This window comes from Muribaculum sp. NM65_B17, assembly GCF_004793735.1.
In the GTDB taxonomy this organism is placed as follows: Bacteria; Bacteroidota; Bacteroidia; order Bacteroidales; family Muribaculaceae; genus Muribaculum; species Muribaculum gordoncarteri.
Map to the genome: position 1 here is coordinate 45086 of NZ_SRYY01000008.1, position 18754 is coordinate 63839.

Here is an 18754-nt window from a genome sequence, read left to right on the forward strand (position 1 = left end):
AAGGGAGTATCGGCCATGTCGGACAAGCGTCATTATAAAAGGCTCCTAAATTGCTATAAGAGTAAGCAGGCGAAGGTCACGGGACTGGCCGTAGCACAGGCACGACAGCCCGGAGTGGAGGGTAAGTCGGGGTGAAGAGCGAACCGTGGGTGTCACCGACAGGCTGTGTGTGGAAGCATGACACACTCTGCCGGCCCACGCTCGCCCTGTGCCGGAGGCCGCTCGGACTTGAACGTAATGCAGGGTGTCAGCGTGACTGGCAGCGTCGGATGTCCCAGTGGCTCGCCAGCGTTGACGAAACCTTATAAAAGGCAAGTTCAAGGACATCATGTCTGCTATAAATGGATTTCGCATGGAAAAGGACTGCCGGATGTCAGCAGTCCCTCTGTCATGCTCAATCTTCCCAATCCACATCGGCATCTTCCATGATGTGCCGTAGGACTATACGGCATCGTTCTGTATCAGCTTCCCGTATCATCGTGCGGATGCTGCTGCGGTAGGTCGTGGAGTATGCGAGTTCTATCAGTTCCTCGTCATGGGCTGTCAGTTTTTCTTTTTCCATAATCAACAATTTTAGAGGTTTGATTGTCAGTATGCCGGTTTCTCCAGTACAGCTTCCGCTGTCAGAATCCCGCCATGCCACAACGTGATTGTGCCGGGAACGAAACCCATATCACCGTATGCCACGTGTTTGAGGTAGTCCAGGTATTCCGCTCTCGAAAAGTTCTTACCGCTAAGATTTCGGAATATCATCGGAATAGAAACACCGTCACTGCTTGACAGGACGGTTTGCCCATCCTGCCTTATCTCATCCAGCGTGGCTTTGCTGAACACGATGTTGCGGTCATCTGTATTCATGGCACTAATCATTATTTTTATAGATAATGATGCAATCCTCCACTTCGGTCGGCTGCCTGAACAAAGGGACGCTGCTGAAATACGGTTCTGCGCCTCCTTCTTCGCTTTCTGTGATGGGGACGACGACTTCGATGCCCTGTTCGCGGCAGATGTCGTCAATCTGCTTAATCTCGTCAGCGTTCAGGTTACTTGCATCGCCATTCACCAGATAAGGCAATGCGTAGGTCGGGATTTTTTCGATGCTCTTTTCCATTTTCTTTTGAATTTAACTGTTAGACTTGTGGGATGACCTTTTCCCTGCCTTAGCCCGGCTTGCGGATCGGCCATTCCTGTTTTCTTGCGGCATTGAGGGGATGGTGGCCATAAGGGGAATTAGGCAAGGCCTTCAGAACGGAGTGTGCCTTGATGTTTGCCCTGCCACCTCCAAATTCGCCGCAGAAAACGGATGACCGGCCGCCGGATGAACAATGAGATATAACTGGTGATTGGGATTTACAACCGGTGACAGCCAGAATATATAAAGGGCTTGACCGCAGCCGGTGAGCAAAAGAAAAGACGGCCGTAGCCGTCTTTTGAGAAGAGAGGTTTGGAAGCGTCACGCAGCCTTCTTCTTGGAAGTCTTGCCTTTCGCCGGCTTTTTGCCATCGGTTTTCTTTTCGGTGGACAGTTCGCTGACGGATGTGGCGACGAAGACGATGCGGCTGTGCTTGGTTCCGTCTTCCGATGTCCATTCTTCCGGACGGATGAAGCCTGAAACCTGGACGAGCTTGCCTTTCTTGAGAAGCTCGAAGGTCGATGCCTCTTCGGACTTGCGCCAGCACTCGCAGTTTACAAGGGCCGACTTGCGGGTGGTCTCGTCACCGTTGGTTTCCGTGCGGCTGATGGAGAGGGGGAAACGGGCAACCGAGTTCTTCTCGAAGTTGCGGATGTTTGCGTTGACGGCTACGAAGCCACTGAGGTTGAAAGAGTTGGTGTTGTTTGTTGAAGTTGCCATAACTTTAAGTATTAAAGAGTTAAACATTTAATTTTTACGATGCAAAAAGATGACATGGGCATAGGGTAGCACCAGCGGAAGGTTCGGCAAATACTCTTTTTGTTGAGCCTGTGAAAAGAAAAAGGAAGATTTGTTGAAAGCCGTTGGTCAAAGGCAATGTCCGTCCCGTAGGAGCCAAAGCTCCGCCATGATCATAACTTCGCATCAGGAAAAATAAGTGTGTATGACTCGCCGTAACACTGTTGTGGTGACTTGGCGACACCATACTTTACCGGTTGGCTGTACGTCATGGCGACTTCCGCATAAACTCGGAAACCGAATATTGCACGTTCCTTTCATTTTGACGCAGTACCGACAGCAAAGAGACCGCCTCGTGGCTGTGTATGTGAGTGCGGCTGTACGTGGACGTATTGACCGCTTCTCAAGAATGGCTGGCCCATGGTCGATGTCCATACGGATAATGGATGATTGGAAAGATGACGGATGAAGTGCCGCAGTCTTTGCCGCATCCGGCTAACCGCTGACAGAATAAATCCGGCAAAAGCAGAAAGAGCAAGCCCAAAAAGGAAATGCACGCTCCAGGCGTGTCTCCAAGGAGGGCACGGACTGACTGCATCGGCGAAACAGTCTGCCATTAACAAAGGGATTGTAAGATAAAAAAGGAAATCTTACAGTAACCGTATCTGGTGGAATATAAAGGGAGGCCTTCAAAAAAGAAATATAACAGGAAATACCAGGACGGTACAATCCGAGCATGTTGCCCGGATTGCCGCATCCATACATTGGCACGTGTCAATCGAAAACAATCACTTCGTCCCGATGGGTTGCCATCTCTATGCCGTTTGAAAGCCGTACTACGACCTCTGTGCCGTAATCTCCAACAATCTGACCGTCACAGATGCCTTGATAGTCCTCTATAAGCGTGCAGTATGCGCCGATGATGTCCGATGTTTCTTCTGTCTCATACATGGTTTTGTCTGTGTTAAAGTTATTGGTTTTTATCCCTGCCTTTTCGCTTGTGCGTCGGGATTTTGAATATTACAGTGCCTGTAAAGGTGGCGCATGGCAGACAAGGCAAGGTTTTGGAGGGAAAGATAGAGCGGAGTCTCCATCTTGCAGTGACAAACACCGTGTGCCAGACCTTGACGATCTGACAGCGGCTTCTACCTTTGCACCGTAATATTCTGTAACCCCGACCGACAAGCAGGAATTGATAAATCCAAAATAGAAAAGGACGGAGTTGACTATATAAATGGACTGTCATGTATGGCTATAACAGGAAATCGTAGATATAACCACAGGTGAACTCCGTGGAATACAAGAGAAATGGCAACGGATGATTTAAGAAAACAGGCAGGGGCTTCCCTGCCTGTCCGTCATTGTCACCCCAAATAGCAAGAGGCGTCTTTGCTGTCCTTGTTTATGGTGGTATAGTGTAGGATTTCATCGACGCTGCTTAATCTCCGCCAGCCGTTGTAAATCCTTTCTCCGTTAAAGTCTATAACCTCCAGATGGCAGTTGCCCACTCCGTCATGGTTCCGTTCGGAATCAAATGTAATGCTGATGCCGTTGGCATAAGTCAGGTATAGCGAAGTGTAGTTTACCTTTACCGATGGCTTTTCCACAGGGTCGCTTCCGTTGAAATATCCTGCGGCAAGCAAAAGTTGTTCGGCGAATTTCACAGCTTCGGCAGAGTATTTCACCATGGCGGATTTGACAGGGATTTCATCATGGCTGTTTCCGATGAAGTTATATGGCAATACCCTGTTACGATACGAGAGCAAGAATGGTTCGTGACGCTTCTCCTTTATTGGGAGGTTTGTTGCCATATACTCCTCTTTCGTGATGATGTAGCTGTCAGTCATCTCTTCGTTCATATAGATGCAGTAGGCTCGCTTCGCACGTTTGCGCTTTTCCTCATAGGCTCTTTGCTCCACTGCGTCCATGCAGTTGTATTTGTGCCGTGGAACTCTTTTTACTGCATTGACAAAAGTAGGGGTCTTGCAGTACCCGAACTTTTCTGCAAATTCGGGTACTGTCCCTATAAAATCATAGCCTTTCCAGTTGTACTTATTCATCTTGTTATAATTCATTGGTTAAATAGTTGCAGGATGTAATGACGAAATCTTCCACTCCAAATACAGCGAGAGATTTAAGGTCTTCGATACCATCGCAATAGAAGAATATCTTTTCATCAGTGGCATCGTCCGCATCTGAGGACAACTTTACGGTTACAGGGGACGGCTCAATAAATTTTTCATCTTTCCACACGATTTCACACATCGCATAAAGCGGCTCTGTTCCATGCTCGGCACAAAAATTTGCATAGAGTTTGTCAATATCCTCTTTGATTTCATCGACATCAGAGAGGACAACACCGTTGCCGCAGTCATCACACCATCCGTAAATAAATGCTTCGTCCGTATAATTACGGAAAGATTTGTCATTGGGGTTAATCATGGCTTCACACGCCACATTCATACCTCCGCATTTCGTACATATCACTTTCATATTTCAATTATTTAATTTCCCTGCCTTTGAAGCCTTCTGACTTCACCGTAAGGGTTTGTTTTACGTGCGGCTCAAACGGGGGAGGCAAGAACAGAGGGCAAGGAACCGGGAATGAAATTTTATGAAAAGCCGGAATCTGTGATTGCGGAAAGTTTCCGTCAAATTTCATCAGAGGTAGCACGGCGATACTTGAACGGTGTTCGTCCACCGTAACTTTGCACAGGAAAACAAACCGTGGCGATGTCACGGCAAGCAGATCCGGCTTTATACAGGGATATTGGATGGATAAAATAGGATAAGCATGAAGCGGAACTATAAAAGGTATAGCCCGATATGGTCTTGAGGTATAAGACCACCCGTATTGTAGCGGATGGTCTATGCTTAGGTCTGTTATTCTGAAGTCCCCTTGCTCATCAGTGTGAGTTGGTTCGGACGGTCTGCAAACCAATAGGCATCACTGTCAAGGTACACACATCTGTCACCGTTCCAAGGTTTGCCGAAAGCGAGTATTTCATACGGACCGAATACAACGCCGTAATCATTTGTGAACGCCACCATGTCGCCGACTTCCAAATCAATCTCGGTAGCAATAACTTCTGAAAGCCTATTGTAAAACGCAGTACCGTCCGCTTCTTGTTTCTCTCTCCATTTCAGAAATTCCTCCTTATGGCTTCTTGTCGGGGGTATCGGTGATAATTCGGAAGCCAGTACCTCCGCTTCAGAGTGGTCGCTTGCAATCAAAATGATGCTGTCCTCATACACTTCTTCAGGAACGGAAATAACTTTGTAGCCCCCACTGGATATGCCGTTGTCGGGGTCATTCCAATAAAGCAGGTTGCCTGTCTTGATAAAATCGTATTTGCCCATTGTCTTTTTATTTGGTTGTTATTATTTCCCTTTATTCGGCCTGTTTGCGACCGTTGGGATTTATTTTTCTGCAATAAAGAAGGAGGCTGGGGCAATCCTGCAAGGCTGATACGAAAAATACGCTCGACGGAGAAGAGGAAGATTTTACGGTTCACTCGCGACTACAGTCGGCATTGACATGATTGGGAAAGCCGATTTACCTTCGTAGAAAAATAGAATCCTCCACAGGGCGCAGAGAAAAAGCTGCTGGAAGCCTTATAAAAGAAAAAAAGATTATAACCGGATAACTTGCAAAGGTTTTGAACAAATCCTTGTACCTTATAACAGGGCGCAACTGTCGGCAGACTGAATTTTAAAAATCCGTATCGGAATTAAGCCAATACGGATTTCAGCATTATAAATTAGGAATTTTCAGCCTTATCTATGCCTTTGAAAAATCGGTCAAGCGGAAATTTTGTACTCGTGGATATAGCAGTGGGCATGTGCATATTTTTTTCTCCATTGTCCTACAATCGCATCCACATCCAGCTTTGACTGGACTTGCATATCGCAGATTTCCTCCAACCACTCATATACACTCTGTAAATCTGTAAAATACTCGGTGTAGTATTCCTTTTTTGAAATGCACACTTCGACAACAAATCTATCAGGAAAGTATCTGCCTTCATCGTCATTGGTATAATACAGAGCCATTCCTGGTTCCTCCGACCGATATAGATAGTTTAATGCCGGATATTTCCTACATACCACATCGAGCGTCTCATTGCATGGAGCCCATGCTGTTTCTGTATTGAAAGTAAGCACTCTGCCGTCAAACTCCAAATCGTTCCAGCTTCCACGGCAAGATACATCTTCCCATTTTTCGCCAAGGGCATCAACAAGACATCCCAACCAAGTAGTCCCAAATCCATTCGGAACAGAAGGGTCTTTTGACTCCTGTAGCTTGTTCATCAAATCATAGAGGCTTTGTAATTCCTTTGCGTCGCCCTCTATCGCATACGCTGTGCAGCACCAGTTAGGCATATTCTTAAACTTTAATTTGTTAAACTTGTTCCCCTTTACTCAAGGTCTTTCGACTTCTCCTGAAAGGATTGTTTTCATGTGCCGTTTCAGACGGAGAGTGAAAGGACGATAGACAAGAAATCAAGGATAAAATTTTATGAAATGCCGGAATCTGTGATTGCGGAAAGTTTCCGTCAAATTTTGCTGAAGATAGGGAACGCTTCTTGGTGGACGTTCTCTCTCCGTAACTTTGCACACGAAAACAAACTTTCGTGGGAATCGTAAATGCTGAAAGCTCTATAAATGGAACATCATTAACACAACGTGGAACAAAAAAAGAAGAGGCCTTCAAAAAAAGAAAAAAGACCTTATACGAAACAAGTCAGAAAGTCGTGTTATATATACACGAACTGACTGACTAATATTCTGACTTGATTAAAGACGGGTCTCTACGATGACAATGAAATCGGATTCGGTCTAAAGACAAAACAAGTCAGAAGTCATGTACTATATATACATGAACTGACTGACATATTTATTGACCTGTTCATGTATATCTTTGAACAAGGTCGAAAGCAAAGACGATTTTGAATGGGTATAAAAAAGAGGGAAGCGGATAATTGGGCTTGTTTTTTTCTTTGAAGGCAAAAAATAATTCCAACGAAAAGGTAAAAGTAGTATATTTGCAACTGTCTTTCAATTATAAATCAGGCTAATTTTTTTCGACGAATATGTTACCTTCGTGTTAGTCGTAAATTTATGTAAGTTTGAATTGTGTTGATATTTAGATAGTTATAATCATAGTTTTAGAGAAGTATAAAGTATGACGCGCGAGGTGAAAGGTAATCTTCTTTTCTATTTCGCAAATGTCGCCGATTTCTTTAAGATAGGCATTCATCTTCTGATTGCTCAGTATTGGCAGGATTTCACCGTCTTGGAATTGACCTTCGTACTTTTGGAGGATTTTCTCCGCCATAGGCAGGAGTGGCACGTTCACGTTGGTCTTGGTTTTCTGACGGTGAGTTACTATCCACAATCTGCCATCGAACATCTTTTTGATGTTATCTGCCCTTAACGCGGCTATATCGGCATAAGCCAATCCGGTATAGCAGGCGAATATGAACACGTCGCGTACTTGATCGAGCCGTTTGATGGAGATTTCTTTTTTGGCGATGGCGAGAACTTCATCTTCCGAGAGGTAGCCTCGGTCAACCTTCTCTTTCTTCATCTTGTGATTGAGATACGGATCGCGGAAAGCGATACCCTCACGCTGCGCTTTCAACAGCACCATGCGGAAAAGTTGGAGAAACTTGTAAACCGTGTTTTGCCCGCACTTGTATCGGGTAGCGAGGAAAACCTCAAAATCTACAAGGAATTTTTGTTTCAGTTCACGCAGAGGTATGTCGGAGATATTATATTTCTCCTTCATAAACTCCACCACACGTCGGTAGCAGCGTTCATATTTCTGATAGGTCTTGTCGCTGCGGTTAATCCCTATCATCTTCTTGGTGTCTTCAAGAAACTCCTTATATAAAGGAATAAGGGATTCTGCTTTGGCGGTAATGCCCATATAGGCATTCTTCACCATTTCTGCGGTCACATAGCCATGACGCTGTTCAAGGTCATAGTAGTGTCGTTTAAGGAGAACCTGAATATCCGACAGTTTGCCGTTAAGCTCCTTTATTTTGGCGGTCTTGCCTATGGCTCTGCCGCTTTTTGAATCCCATATTTCGGGATTGACTGCAAGTTTGGTAGAGAACATTTCCCTTTCTCCGTTGATGGAAAGGCGCACCATTATACCCCCTTCCCCTTGCTTGTTCAGTTGTCCTCTCCTGATGTAGAAGAGAATGTTGAAGGTGTTCTGTTTCATCTTAAATCATTTTTTATTTCAAATGCTGGATTTAGTGTTCAGCATTGAAACGATTAGTGAATAATTTGAGTTGAGACAGATTCAAGCCAATGGAGGACACGTTACGGACAAAATGTTTTCGCGTCAGACACCGGACATCGGATTTCCGATGTTTGAACAAGTTACATTGATGTATATCGCATATTATCAATGTGTTACAACGCAACTTGCTACAAATTAGCTACACATTTGTCCGATTTTATGATTTTGAGCTTAAATTTGGCTGATTTATGACCGTTACAGTCCGATGTACGTCTTTGTAAGTCGTGTTATATCAAATTGTTACAGCCGAATTTGCTACACACTTGCTACATTTTCGGCATCTTCAAAAGTGTGTAGCCAATTTGTAGCAAATAAATGTCCGTAATGCCGTTTTCGTGGGCTTTCGTGCGTCCGGCGTTATTGGCGTCAGGGCACAAAAAAACCACGGAACTTGTTGATAGTCCGTGGTTTGTCTTGATTAAGCCGACTTTTGTCCGCTTAGGTTGCGGAAAGACAGGGATTCGAACCCTGGGTACCCGTAAGGGTACAACGGTTTTCGAGACCGTCCCGATCGACCACTCCGGCATCTTTCCTTGGAGTTTTACGGCGACAAAATTACAAATTGTTTTGGACGCTGCAAAATAGTTTTGCGTTTTTTTGTCACTTAATTCCTATCGTCGTTAATAACTCGCTGACAGCTTGCGATATATTGTCGCTGTGCCGGTTGAGGCATTTTATGAACAATGACCCGATTATGGCCCCCGATGAGTTGCCGAAGGCCTCTTGCAGTGTCGCGGGGTTGGATATACCGAATCCTATGAGCCTGTTGTGTTGTAGCGGCATGCGGTTGATGCGCTTGAAATAGGCTATCTGTTCATCGGTGAAGCGATCCTTGGTGCCGGTGGTCGATGCCGATGAAACCATGTAGATGAATCCCGAGCAGTTTTTGTCGATCAACTGGATGCGTTGTTCATCGGTTTCGGGGGTGATGAGCATTATTATGGGTATGTCGTACTTATCGCAAAGAGCTTTGTAATCCGACATATATTCGCCAAACGGCAGGTCGGGAATTATCAATGCGTCTATACCCACTTCCTTGCAGCGTTCAAACAGTCGCTCGATTCCATATTGAATCATGGGATTAAGGTAGCCCATCAGCACGAGCGGTGTGTCGGGTGCTTCCTTTCTTGCCTCGGCTATTTGCGACAAGAGCAGCTGCAGGTTCATGCCGTTGTTGAGTGCCACGGTCGAGCTGTGCTGTATGGTCTTGCCGTCGGCCATTGGGTCGGAGAAGGGTACGCCTATTTCAATCATGTCGACGCCTTGTGAGGCAAGTTGCTTTATTATTTCGCCGGTTGAGTCGATGGCGGGGAATCCGGCGGTGAAGTACACTGACAGGATATTATTTTGTTTTCTCCCAAAAAGGTGTTGCAGTCGGTTCATTTTCGTTGAATTTTCTTAGTGAAAGGATGAAGTTGATTAATTTGTGGAGGTCTTTGTGGCCCGGTCTTGACTCAAATCGGCTGTTTATGTCGATTCCGGCCATTCCCGGACGCATTGCATTGACTATCGAGTCGACATCGTCGGGGCCTATGCCTCCGCTTAACATGTAGGGAATGGATAACGGATAGTCGTCGAGAAGCTGCCAGTCAAACTTGCGGCCTGTGCCTCCGTGTGACGATGGCGTTACGTTGTCAAACAGGAACATGTCGACGCTTCCGTCATATTGCTGAAGGCTTGTCCAGTCGATTTCGCTGCCTACGCTTACGGCCTTGAACACTGTAAGTCCGCTGTCGCGCAGCCGGCGGCACAGTTCGGGCGATTCCTCACTGTGGAGCTGGATTATCTTGAAGCTGTAACGGTTGCAGATATCGATTATGTGGTTGTAATCGTCATTTACAAATACGGCGACGGGTCTTATGAAGCCGGGAAGCGACATTACTGTCATGGGATCCAATTCACAGGCGTTGCGAGGCGATTTGGGATAGAAAATGAATCCCATAAGCATAGGTGCCAGCGATGCGACTTGGGCGATGTTGTCGGGCTCGCGCATGCCGCATATCTTAATCATCATCTCGCTGTGGCGAGGAGTGGGGAATGTGGATTTATTCTGTTGCATTGATGAAATCTTTAAGAGCGTTGCCGGGGTGTTGATGCTTCATGAATGTTTCGCCTATCAGGAATCCACGATAGCCGGCATCGCGGAGCCTATGAATTTCAGCGATGGAGGAGAGGCCGCTTTCAGCCACCTTTACAATGTCGTCGGGGAGGGCCGATGCCATTCGGAGCGAAACATCGGTGTCGGTGACGAATGTCGATAGATTGCGATTGTTGATTCCCACCATGTCGACCTCGGGATTGAATCGGTCGAGCTCATCCATGTCGTGCAGCTCAAGCAGCACTTCCATTCCCAATTGATGGGCAGTGTCGGTGAACTTCACGATGTCGTTGAATGACAGGATTGATGCTATAAGTAGTATGGCATCGGCACCATATATCCGAGCCTCGAATATCTGGCATGAATCGACTATGAATTCCTTACGCAGCAACGGTAGCGAAGTGCTTTTTCGGGCAAGAGCCAGGTCGCTCAATGCGCCTCCGAAATATACGGTGTCGGTGAGAATCGAGCATGCAGCGGCACCTGATTTGGTGTATCCCTTTACTATCTCGTCGGCTACTGCACCGGGGTGGATGTCGCCGCGTGACGGCGATCGACGCTTGAATTCGGCAATTATTCCAACTTCATTATCGGTGATGCTGCGGCTCATCGACACCGGTGTGTAGACCGACTTTGTGGCATGGGACAACGCCTTGTCGTAAATTCCTAGCATGGCCTTGGCTTCTACTTCGCGACGCTTGTTGTCGACTATTGCATTGAGTATTGAATCCATCGTTGTTAGTTGTTTAGTTGGACAAATCGTTCAAATGCGCTTAGTGCACGGCCACTTTTTATCGAGTCGGTGGCTTGCTCTATGGCATCGTTAAGTTCAATTTCGGGTTCAAGCGTGACAATTGCGAAAGCGGCGTTGGCTATGACGCAATTGAGCTGAGCTTCGGTCGCCGTATTGTGCAGCACATTGTCGAATATTTTCGCGGCGTCTTCAATTGAATTTCCTCCCGACAGCTCCTTTTGAGCGATTCGGTTCCATCCAAGCGATTCAGGAGTGTAGATGCGTTCGCCTTGTGATGACGCAACCTTGAATGGCGAGGTCAACGATATTTCGTCGTATCCGTCAAGTGAGTGTACGACAGTGCAGTTTATGCCTTCGTGCTGAGCGATGTAGTTGTATAATCGGAGCAGCTTGAGGTTGTAGACACCCAGCAGCTGATGCTTCGGCAGAGTGGGATTGACAAGCGGTCCGAGCATATTGAAGAATGTTCTCACACCGAGCGATCTCCTCACCGGGCCTACGCTTTTGAGTGCCGGACTGAAGAATGGTGCATGCAGATAGCACACTCCGCTTTCATCGAGCGATTTGCGAAGCCGGTCAGGGTCGCTCGTGAACTTGACTCCGTGCTGTTCCAGCACATTTGACGCTCCCGATATTGAGCTTGCGCCGTAGTTGCCGTGCTTGATGACCTTGCGGCCTGTGCCGGCGACAACAAAGCATGTCGCTGTCGAGATGTTGAAGGTGTTTTTGCCGTCACCTCCGGTGCCTACGATGTCAATCGATTTCACATCGTCGAAGTCCAATGGTCGCCGACGCTCAATGAGTGCATCGCGGAAGCCGATCAGTTCGTCAAGTGTTATGCTGCGCATGAGATATACAGTCATGAACGCCGAGAGCTGCGAGTCGTTATATCGTCCGTCAGCAATGTTATGCAGCACATCGCGCGCCTCATTGCGCGAAAGGCTTTTGTGTTCAAACATTTTATATAATAGATCCTTCATCGTTAGTCGTGTTTTAATGATTAATCCAATTCCTTATTATAGTGTCGCCTGACGGGGTGAGTATTGATTCGGGATGGAATTGTACTCCCCGCACATCGTATATCCGGTGACGGATGGCCATGATGTTGCCGTCGCTGCTCATTGCCGTCACTTCAAGATCGTTGTCGGGGAAATCCTCACGGTCGACGACCCAAGAGTGATAGCGTCCAACTTCTATTTTATCGGGAAGCCCTTCAAACAGATAGTCGCTTGCGGTTATGTCGATCGTCGATTGAATGCCGTGATATACTGTCGAGAGGTTTTTGAGTCGAGCTCCGAAGCATTCGCCTATGGCCTGTTCGCCGAGGCATATTCCGAGTATCGGCTTCACCGGTGAGTAACGCTTGAGCATCTGTGGCAGCACACCGGCTTCCGACGGTATGCCCGGTCCCGGCGATATTATTATCTTGTCGTATCGGTCGATGTCGTCGAGCGATATTTTGTCGTTGCGTATTACATCGGGGATTATTCCCATTTCTCTTACCGAGTGTACGATGTTGTAAGTAAACGAGTCGTAGTTGTCAAGTATCAATAGTTTCATTGCATTTAGGTTTTTAAGGGTTAATGTCCGAATGTTTCGGCATACTTCACTGCGTTGAACAGTGCGTCTAACTTGTTGTTGGTTTCCTGAAGCTCGTTTTCGGGAATGGAATGTGCCACTACTCCGGCTCCGGCTTGTGAATATAGGGTGTTGTTGTAACTGAAGAAACTCCTTATTGTAATGGCCTGGTTCAGGTCGCCGTTGAATCCTATGAATCCGATGCAGCCGCCATATATCATGCGGTTGTGAGGCTCGATCATGTCGATAAGCTGCATGGCTTTTACCTTTGGTGCTCCGCTTAGTGTTCCGGCGGGGAATGTGTCGGCAAACAATCTGTAGGGATTCGTATTCTCGGGAAGTGTGGCATGAACTCTTGATACCATGTGTATGACATGGGAGTAGTATTGAATTTGTCGCAAAAACTCAATATTGACGCGTCCGCCGCTTCGGCTGAGGTCGTTGCGAGCAAGGTCGACGAGCATTATGTGTTCGGCATTTTCCTTCTCGTCGACAAGCAGAGCCTCGGCAAGTTCATGGTCACGGGCATCGTTTCCGGTGCGTTTGAATGTGCCGGCTATCGGGTCAATGTAGGCGTCATGTCCGCTGATGCGCAGATGAGTTTCGGGTGATGAACCGAAAATGCGGAATGAACCGAAATCAAAATAGAACAGATAGGGCGACGGGTTGACGCAGCGTAACGCACGGTAAACATTGAATTCATCGCCTGAGAAGGTTTGGGAGAATCGGCGTGACAGCACAATCTGGAACACATCGCCGCGTAATGCGTGGGCGATTCCCCGCTGCACCATAACCTTGTACTCTTCGTCGGTAATCGGTGACGATGCCTCGCCTGTGGTGCTGAATGAGTATTGGGCCATGTTGTTATTGTGCAGGATGCTTATTATCTCGTCGATTCCCGATTCATCACCGTCGGACAGATGCTCGTATATCGTCATCTGGTTCTTATAGTGGTTCACCGTTATTATATAGCGGTATAGCACATATTTCATATCGGGTATTCCGGTGAGACAGCTGTCCTTGCCGTGAACAGGTACGCTTTTTTCAAAGTAACGCACGCAATCGTAGCCTGTGTAGCCGAAAAAGCCGTTGGCCCCGGGCGATGTTTCTCCCGCGATGTCGTAGGACTCGATATAGTCGCGAAGCATGTCGACAACATCTGTGTCGCCGGTCACTTCAATGCGTTGTGACGAACCGTCGGGGTAGGTGGCGATTATGGCTTCATCGACGACTACAAATGAGGCTATGGGGTCGACACCGATGTAGCTTATGGAGTTTTGCGATGTGTGGTAGTCGGAGCTTTCAAGTAGTGCCGACTCGGGATAGAGGTCGCGAATCTTGAGGTAGATGCCTACCGGGGTTTCCAGATCGGCCGGAATCATGCGCGATTTTACAATGAGGTTGTATCTTTTCATCTTGTCAGTGAGTTTTAATATTTGTCTTTATAAGCCATGTAGGTGTGCATGTCCTTGTCGCCGCGCCCTGAGAGGTTTACTACCACTATGTCGTCGGGCTTGAAGTCCATTTTGTCGAGAGCTCCGAGTGCGTGGGCCGATTCAAGGGCCGGGATTATGCCTTCGATGCGTGTCAGCCTGAATGCCGCTCTCAGTGCTTCGTCGTCGGTCACGGGCAGTACTTTTGTGCGACCTGTTGATGCAAGATAAGCATGCAAGGGGCCTATGCCCGGATAGTCAAGACCTGCCGATATGGAGTAGGGTTCTATTATCTGTCCGTCGGGTGTCTGCATCACCAATGTGCGTGCACCGTGTATTATGCCCTCGGTGCCTGCCTGTATTGTTGCAGCGGTCTTGTCGGTGTCGACTCCCAGTCCGGCCGCTTCGGCAGCTACAAGTTTTACATCGGGATTGTCGATGAAATGGTAGAAGGCACCTGCGGCATTGCTGCCTCCGCCTACGCATGCTATTACGTAATCGGGATTTTCGCGACCTATGTGTGACATGAGCTGTGACTTTATCTCCTCACTGATTATCGACTGGAAGCGTGCCACCATTTCGGGGTAGGGATGAGGACCCACGGTGCTTCCGATGACATAAAAGCTGTCGGGGTTGCAACACCAGTCGCGTATGGCTTCATTTGTCGCATCCTTTAGGGTCATGTTGCCGCTTTCGACTGGAATCACAGTGGCTCCGAGCATCTTCATGCGCTCTACGTTGGGCTGCTGTCGTGCTACATCGGTTGCTCCCATGTAGACTACGCATTCAAGTCCCATGAGTGCACATACAGTCGCCGTGGCTACGCCGTGTTGTCCGGCTCCTGTTTCGGCGATGATGCGCTTCTTGCCCATGCGCATTGCCAGCAGCACCGAGCCTATGGCGTTGTTTATCTTGTGAGCTCCTGTGTGGTTTAGGTCCTCACGCTTAAGGTATATGTTGGTGTTGTAGAGTTCGCTCAGTCGGCCGGCGCGATACAGCGGTGACGGACGCCCTACGTAGTCGCGCATCAGGTCGTTGAACTGCTGGATGAATTGCGGGTCGTCGATATAGCGGTAGTATGCCTGGGTGAGCATCTCCACATTGTGGTGCAGGATTTCGGGAATATAGGCTCCACCGAATCGGCCGTAATATCCGGCATCGTTTACCGGGAGGGTGTGATGATGGTAGTTGTTCATTGTTTTTTCGTTTTGTCGTAATAGTGATGTTAACAAAAAAGCCATCGATGTAATATCGACGGCTCTCTAAAATGCAGTTATGTATTTAAATGCAGTTATGTATTTAATTGTAGATATAGATCAATTATAACATGTCATTGCCATCGATATTTATTATCGATGTGCCACCAATGATTTATGTTGTATATATATGACATATATTAATTGTTTTATGCTGCAAATATACAGCCATTTTTATTAAAATACAAATTTTAGGGATAAAAGTTTAACTATTTTCGATATTTTGTCGTATTTTATTGCTTTTGTTAACATATAATGCATAAATATGCAATTTTAATGCCGGAGAAATAGTTTCGGAGCGTTGAACAATTTAATTAGTCCAGCGTTAAAATAGTATAATTGAAAAAAAAGAATAAATTTTATAATTTGTATTATGGATAATAAAAGCATCAAAGGTACACGTACTGAGCAGAATCTGCTTAAGTCATTTGCCGGGGAATCGCAGGCTCGCGGTCGTTATACAATATTTGCCGAAGTGGCCAAGAATGAAGGTTACGAGCAGATAGCCGCTATATTCCTTGAAACGGCTGAGCAGGAATATGCTCATGCCAAGAGTTTCTTCAGCTATCTTGATGAGGGAATGCTTGAGATAACCGCGTCATATCCTGCCGGACCCATTGGCGATACGGCACGTAACCTGCGTGAAGCTGCTGCCGGTGAGCATGAGGAGTGGTCAGACATGTATCTTGAGTTTGCACGTGTTGCACAGGAGGAGGGATTTCCTCGCATTGCTTCACACTTCAAACTTGTTGCACAGGTGGAACAGGGTCATGAAGCTCGTTATCTGAAGCTGCTCGAACGCGTAGAAAGCGGAAGCGTGTTCCGTGACTCGGAGGAAGAGGAATGGCAGTGCCGTTACTGCGGATATATCCATAAGGGTAAGTCGGCTCCCGGCAAATGTCCGGTATGCGGAAAGGAACAAGGCTACTTTGAGCGTAAAAAAAATAATTATTAATAAATAGTTAATCTGTTTTGTTGGAATATGTGCAATGCCCGGAAAGCGATATGCTTCCGGGCATTGATATTTATGTGGGAATGTGATCGAGAGTTGGATGTTGTTGGGGTGAGTTGATTGTGGAAAACGGCGGCTTTTGAGCGATTAATATTTTTTAAGATAAAAGGATAGGGGATAATCGGGCTTTTATACTCTTAGGGGTAAACGATAAGCATTGGTGTCGGGCACGTGGCGATGCTGATGGTAAATATAACCAATCAAACTCATTTAAGGATGAAAAGATGTCTATGCATATTGTTTTCAGTTTTTATCATTGCTAATGTGTGGTGTCAGGAGGATTCCAACCGAGTAGGTGTAAACTTAGGCATTGACGGTGACAATTATAATGTGGGATTCTCCTATCACTATATGGTTGACAAGCACATCGGAATTGGCGGAAGTCTTGGTGTGTGGGGCGAAATATCGGAAGCAGGACTTCTGTTTGATTTGTTTGGCGGTTATGATGATTGTTGCTGCAATCACTATTATAATGATTATGCGCAGAACACATCGCTCTATATTGAGCCGTCGATCGTAATCGATACAGCACCGATTTTTCGGATAGGCAATGCGGGAATAGGGCTTAACATCACGCCTTCGGTGAGATTTAGCACCAACCACTATTGCACTATCTATCGCCAGACGGGTAAAAAATGGCAGGAGGTTGAATATAAATGCAACAACGTGTCATTTGGAGTGTCGGTGGGGCCTACATTGCGGTTAGGACCGGCGTTGATAACGTTGGCCTACAAGATTTCAAATCTTGACACCAATCGCGTCTATGAGTCATCGAGCCGATATACCCGCAAGCCGGTGCAGGGCATGGTATTTGAGATTGCAGTCTATCTGTGATTGCACCGTATATCAGTAGCCGATTGAAACTAAATTATTATTAGAAAACCTTATCGACATATTGAACTGAATAGGATTATTTTTGAGCTCCTGTGATTATACTTTATATTGTTTGATTCAGTTCAACCAAATAAGGCCGTTCTGATGTTAAATCGGTAACGGCCTTATTTTATGCGTTAACCCAATTCAAATCTCTTGGGAAGAGATACTTATACGTGGCAAAATTAATCTTTTTCACGGAAATATACAAGTCAATCAATGAATTTAATTGAGTCACGAATCAATGACATAGCTGTTGAAAATGACAATTGTTTCCAAATTGGCTCGCAATGTGATTGGATATGCTATTGTAGGACAATATTTTGTAAAAACACGAAATCTCTTCCCAAGAGATTTTAGATTTTAAATCAATGGAAAGAGATTTGAAGTTTTCGGAAGTTCGATAGGTAGTATATCTTATGTGTCTATAAATCAGTGATATATGAAATGTCGTTCCATGTGAAAGCTATATCCACACACAAGATTCAGGCATATTTATTTGGATGAACAATCAGGAGGTCAGCTGGTTTTTATTAAACTATATTGCTCCTACAGCACCACGGTGTAACAGTGCCGAGTTTGCTATTGATAAATTCAATGCTGCTACGGCTTCTCAGCTTGATGTGTTTGCTCCGTCTTTTATTGAAATAGAGCAGCACGGCGGGGAGGTTAAGCGTATAGAGCGGCCATTATTGTTTCATTATGTTTTTGTTCGTGGTAGCGAGGAAACTGTCAAGAATCTTTGTAGTCGAGCCAACGGATTTTCCTTTGTACTCAATCATTCGGGCGATTATCGTTATGTAAAAGTTACTGAGGCGGCTCTCGATACGTTCAGGACAATTGCTCGTTTCTACGGCAATAAGATTCCGTGTTATGCTACCGATGAGGTGGAGCTTGCCGAAGGTGACCTTGTTCAAGTTGTTGACGGTGACTTTCCCGGACTGACCGGGCGTTATATATCACGCAAAGGTTCGCGCAGCGGAAAGATTGTCATAGCCGTCACACAGTTCCTCTCGGCGGTGGTCTATGACATAAAGGCTGATTACGTGCGGGTATTGGAATTTGCCAAGGACTCCAAACGAGCTTATGACCAGATTGAGGCTTTTGTGCCGCGACTGTTTAAAGCGTTAAGAGCTTATCACGGCAGGACAAAACTTGATGCCTCTATAACGGCGCCGTTGAGCGTATTTTGTCGACGGTTTGACTCGTTGAGCATAGATAATGCCAAGACTGATGCAAAGTTGCAGTTGCTGTTGATGACTGCGAGCAAGATTCTCGGTGACATGAATTTATATGAATTGGCCCGTAGCCGATTTGACCGACTGTGTAATAACATAACCAATCCGTGGGGTAAGGCATTGACCGCATTACTAATAGGCGTGACTGACGGCGATATGGATATGCTCTTGTCGGGAAAGTTGCTGATTGGGGAGCGCACTGAACGTGAATCCAAGTCGCAATCGCAACTTAGGGAAGAGTATGACTACTATCTTGGTGCAACCGGCTTGTCATCATCAGTGACGAAATGCCCGATGATTGCCTGCGCATTTTAATAAATCAAAAATAT

At 46.3% G+C, this 18754-nt stretch carries 20 protein-coding genes and 1 tRNA gene; 3 read left to right on the top strand and 18 right to left on the bottom strand.

The genetic code is table 11. From position 1 onward, the window contains the following. Window positions 1–394: 394 nt before the first annotated feature. The 18 genes from E5354_RS14240 to trpB all read right to left on the bottom strand — a co-directional run bounded on the left by E5354_RS14240 (window position 395) and on the right by trpB (window position 15242). Window positions 395–562 (bottom strand): hypothetical protein, encoded by a 168-nt coding sequence (locus tag E5354_RS14240; RefSeq protein WP_160246875.1) that lies wholly within the window; start codon window positions 560–562, stop codon window positions 395–397. 26 nt (window positions 563–588) lie between these two features. Next, window positions 589–858: a hypothetical protein gene (locus E5354_RS11550; protein ID WP_123482809.1), complete on the bottom strand. Its 270-nt coding sequence runs from the start codon at window positions 856–858 to the stop codon at window positions 589–591. Between the two features lie 4 nt (window positions 859–862). After that, window positions 863–1111 carry a DUF6926 domain-containing protein gene (locus E5354_RS11555; protein ID WP_135947548.1) on the bottom strand — a complete coding sequence of 83 codons (249 nt, stop codon included), beginning with the start codon at window positions 1109–1111 and terminating at the stop codon, window positions 863–865. Window positions 1112–1453: 342 nt separating this feature from the next. Next, window positions 1454–1852 carry a single-stranded DNA-binding protein gene (locus tag E5354_RS11560; protein WP_094401813.1) on the bottom strand — a complete coding sequence of 133 codons (399 nt, stop codon included), beginning with the start codon at window positions 1850–1852 and terminating at the stop codon, window positions 1454–1456. A gap of 792 nt (window positions 1853–2644) precedes the next feature. After that, window positions 2645–2821: a ribonuclease P gene (locus E5354_RS11565; protein ID WP_094401811.1), complete on the bottom strand. Its 177-nt coding sequence runs from the start codon at window positions 2819–2821 to the stop codon at window positions 2645–2647. A gap of 413 nt (window positions 2822–3234) precedes the next feature. Continuing rightward, window positions 3235–3945: a hypothetical protein gene (locus E5354_RS11570; protein WP_246863804.1), complete on the bottom strand. Its 711-nt coding sequence runs from the start codon at window positions 3943–3945 to the stop codon at window positions 3235–3237. Further along, window positions 3935–4363: a hypothetical protein gene (locus tag E5354_RS11575; RefSeq protein ID WP_246863805.1), complete on the bottom strand. Its 429-nt coding sequence runs from the start codon at window positions 4361–4363 to the stop codon at window positions 3935–3937. Before E5354_RS11575 ends, E5354_RS11570 begins: the two co-directional genes overlap by 11 nt. A gap of 390 nt (window positions 4364–4753) precedes the next feature. Next, window positions 4754–5230, bottom strand: coding sequence for a hypothetical protein (locus E5354_RS11585; protein ID WP_123408028.1), 477 nt, complete (start codon window positions 5228–5230; stop codon window positions 4754–4756). Between the two features lie 441 nt (window positions 5231–5671). Beyond that, window positions 5672–6253 carry a hypothetical protein gene (locus E5354_RS11590; protein ID WP_123482737.1) on the bottom strand — a complete coding sequence of 194 codons (582 nt, stop codon included), beginning with the start codon at window positions 6251–6253 and terminating at the stop codon, window positions 5672–5674. A gap of 763 nt (window positions 6254–7016) precedes the next feature. Beyond that, on the bottom strand, window positions 7017–8102 hold the full coding sequence (locus E5354_RS11595; RefSeq protein WP_135947549.1) for a site-specific integrase: 1086 nt from the start codon (window positions 8100–8102) through the stop codon (window positions 7017–7019). Between the two features lie 527 nt (window positions 8103–8629). Then, window positions 8630–8716: transfer RNA gene (locus tag E5354_RS11600), tRNA-Ser, on the bottom strand. Window positions 8717–8783: 67 nt separating this feature from the next. Continuing rightward, on the bottom strand, window positions 8784–9566 hold the full coding sequence (trpA, locus tag E5354_RS11605) for a tryptophan synthase subunit alpha (RefSeq protein WP_135947550.1): 783 nt from the start codon (window positions 9564–9566) through the stop codon (window positions 8784–8786). Continuing rightward, a complete protein-coding gene (locus E5354_RS11610) occupies window positions 9526–10242 on the bottom strand; it encodes a phosphoribosylanthranilate isomerase (protein ID WP_135947551.1) in 717 nt (238 codons plus the stop codon). The genes trpA and E5354_RS11610 overlap by 41 nt, the downstream gene beginning before the upstream one ends. Further along, the gene (trpC, locus tag E5354_RS11615) at window positions 10229–11014 is read right to left on the bottom strand and encodes an indole-3-glycerol phosphate synthase TrpC (RefSeq protein ID WP_135947552.1); all 786 of its coding nucleotides are present in this window, start codon (window positions 11012–11014) and stop codon (window positions 10229–10231) included. Before trpC ends, E5354_RS11610 begins: the two co-directional genes overlap by 14 nt. 5 nt (window positions 11015–11019) lie before the next feature. Further along, entirely contained in the window at window positions 11020–12015 is a 996-nt protein-coding gene (trpD, locus tag E5354_RS11620; protein ID WP_123397210.1) for an anthranilate phosphoribosyltransferase, read from the bottom strand. Between the two features lie 13 nt (window positions 12016–12028). Beyond that, on the bottom strand, window positions 12029–12595 hold the full coding sequence (locus tag E5354_RS11625) for an anthranilate synthase component II (RefSeq protein WP_135947553.1): 567 nt from the start codon (window positions 12593–12595) through the stop codon (window positions 12029–12031). A gap of 20 nt (window positions 12596–12615) precedes the next feature. Continuing rightward, window positions 12616–14028 (bottom strand): anthranilate synthase component I family protein, encoded by a 1413-nt coding sequence (locus tag E5354_RS11630; protein WP_135947554.1) that lies wholly within the window; start codon window positions 14026–14028, stop codon window positions 12616–12618. Between the two features lie 14 nt (window positions 14029–14042). Further along, window positions 14043–15242 carry a tryptophan synthase subunit beta gene (gene trpB / locus E5354_RS11635; RefSeq protein WP_123397207.1) on the bottom strand — a complete coding sequence of 400 codons (1200 nt, stop codon included), beginning with the start codon at window positions 15240–15242 and terminating at the stop codon, window positions 14043–14045. A gap of 433 nt (window positions 15243–15675) precedes the next feature. Between trpB and rbr the strand changes: the two genes are divergently transcribed. The 3 genes from rbr (at window position 15676) to E5354_RS11650 (ending at window position 18740) form a co-directional block, all read left to right on the top strand. Further along, window positions 15676–16257 carry a rubrerythrin gene (rbr, locus tag E5354_RS11640; RefSeq protein WP_123397206.1) on the top strand — a complete coding sequence of 194 codons (582 nt, stop codon included), beginning with the start codon at window positions 15676–15678 and terminating at the stop codon, window positions 16255–16257. Window positions 16258–16530: 273 nt separating this feature from the next. Further along, window positions 16531–17148, top strand: a complete 618-nt coding sequence (locus E5354_RS11645) for a hypothetical protein (RefSeq protein WP_135947555.1) — start codon at window positions 16531–16533, stop codon at window positions 17146–17148. 542 nt (window positions 17149–17690) lie between these two features. Further along, entirely contained in the window at window positions 17691–18740 is a 1050-nt protein-coding gene (locus tag E5354_RS11650) for a hypothetical protein (RefSeq protein ID WP_123397204.1), read from the top strand. Window positions 18741–18754 lie beyond the last annotated feature (14 nt).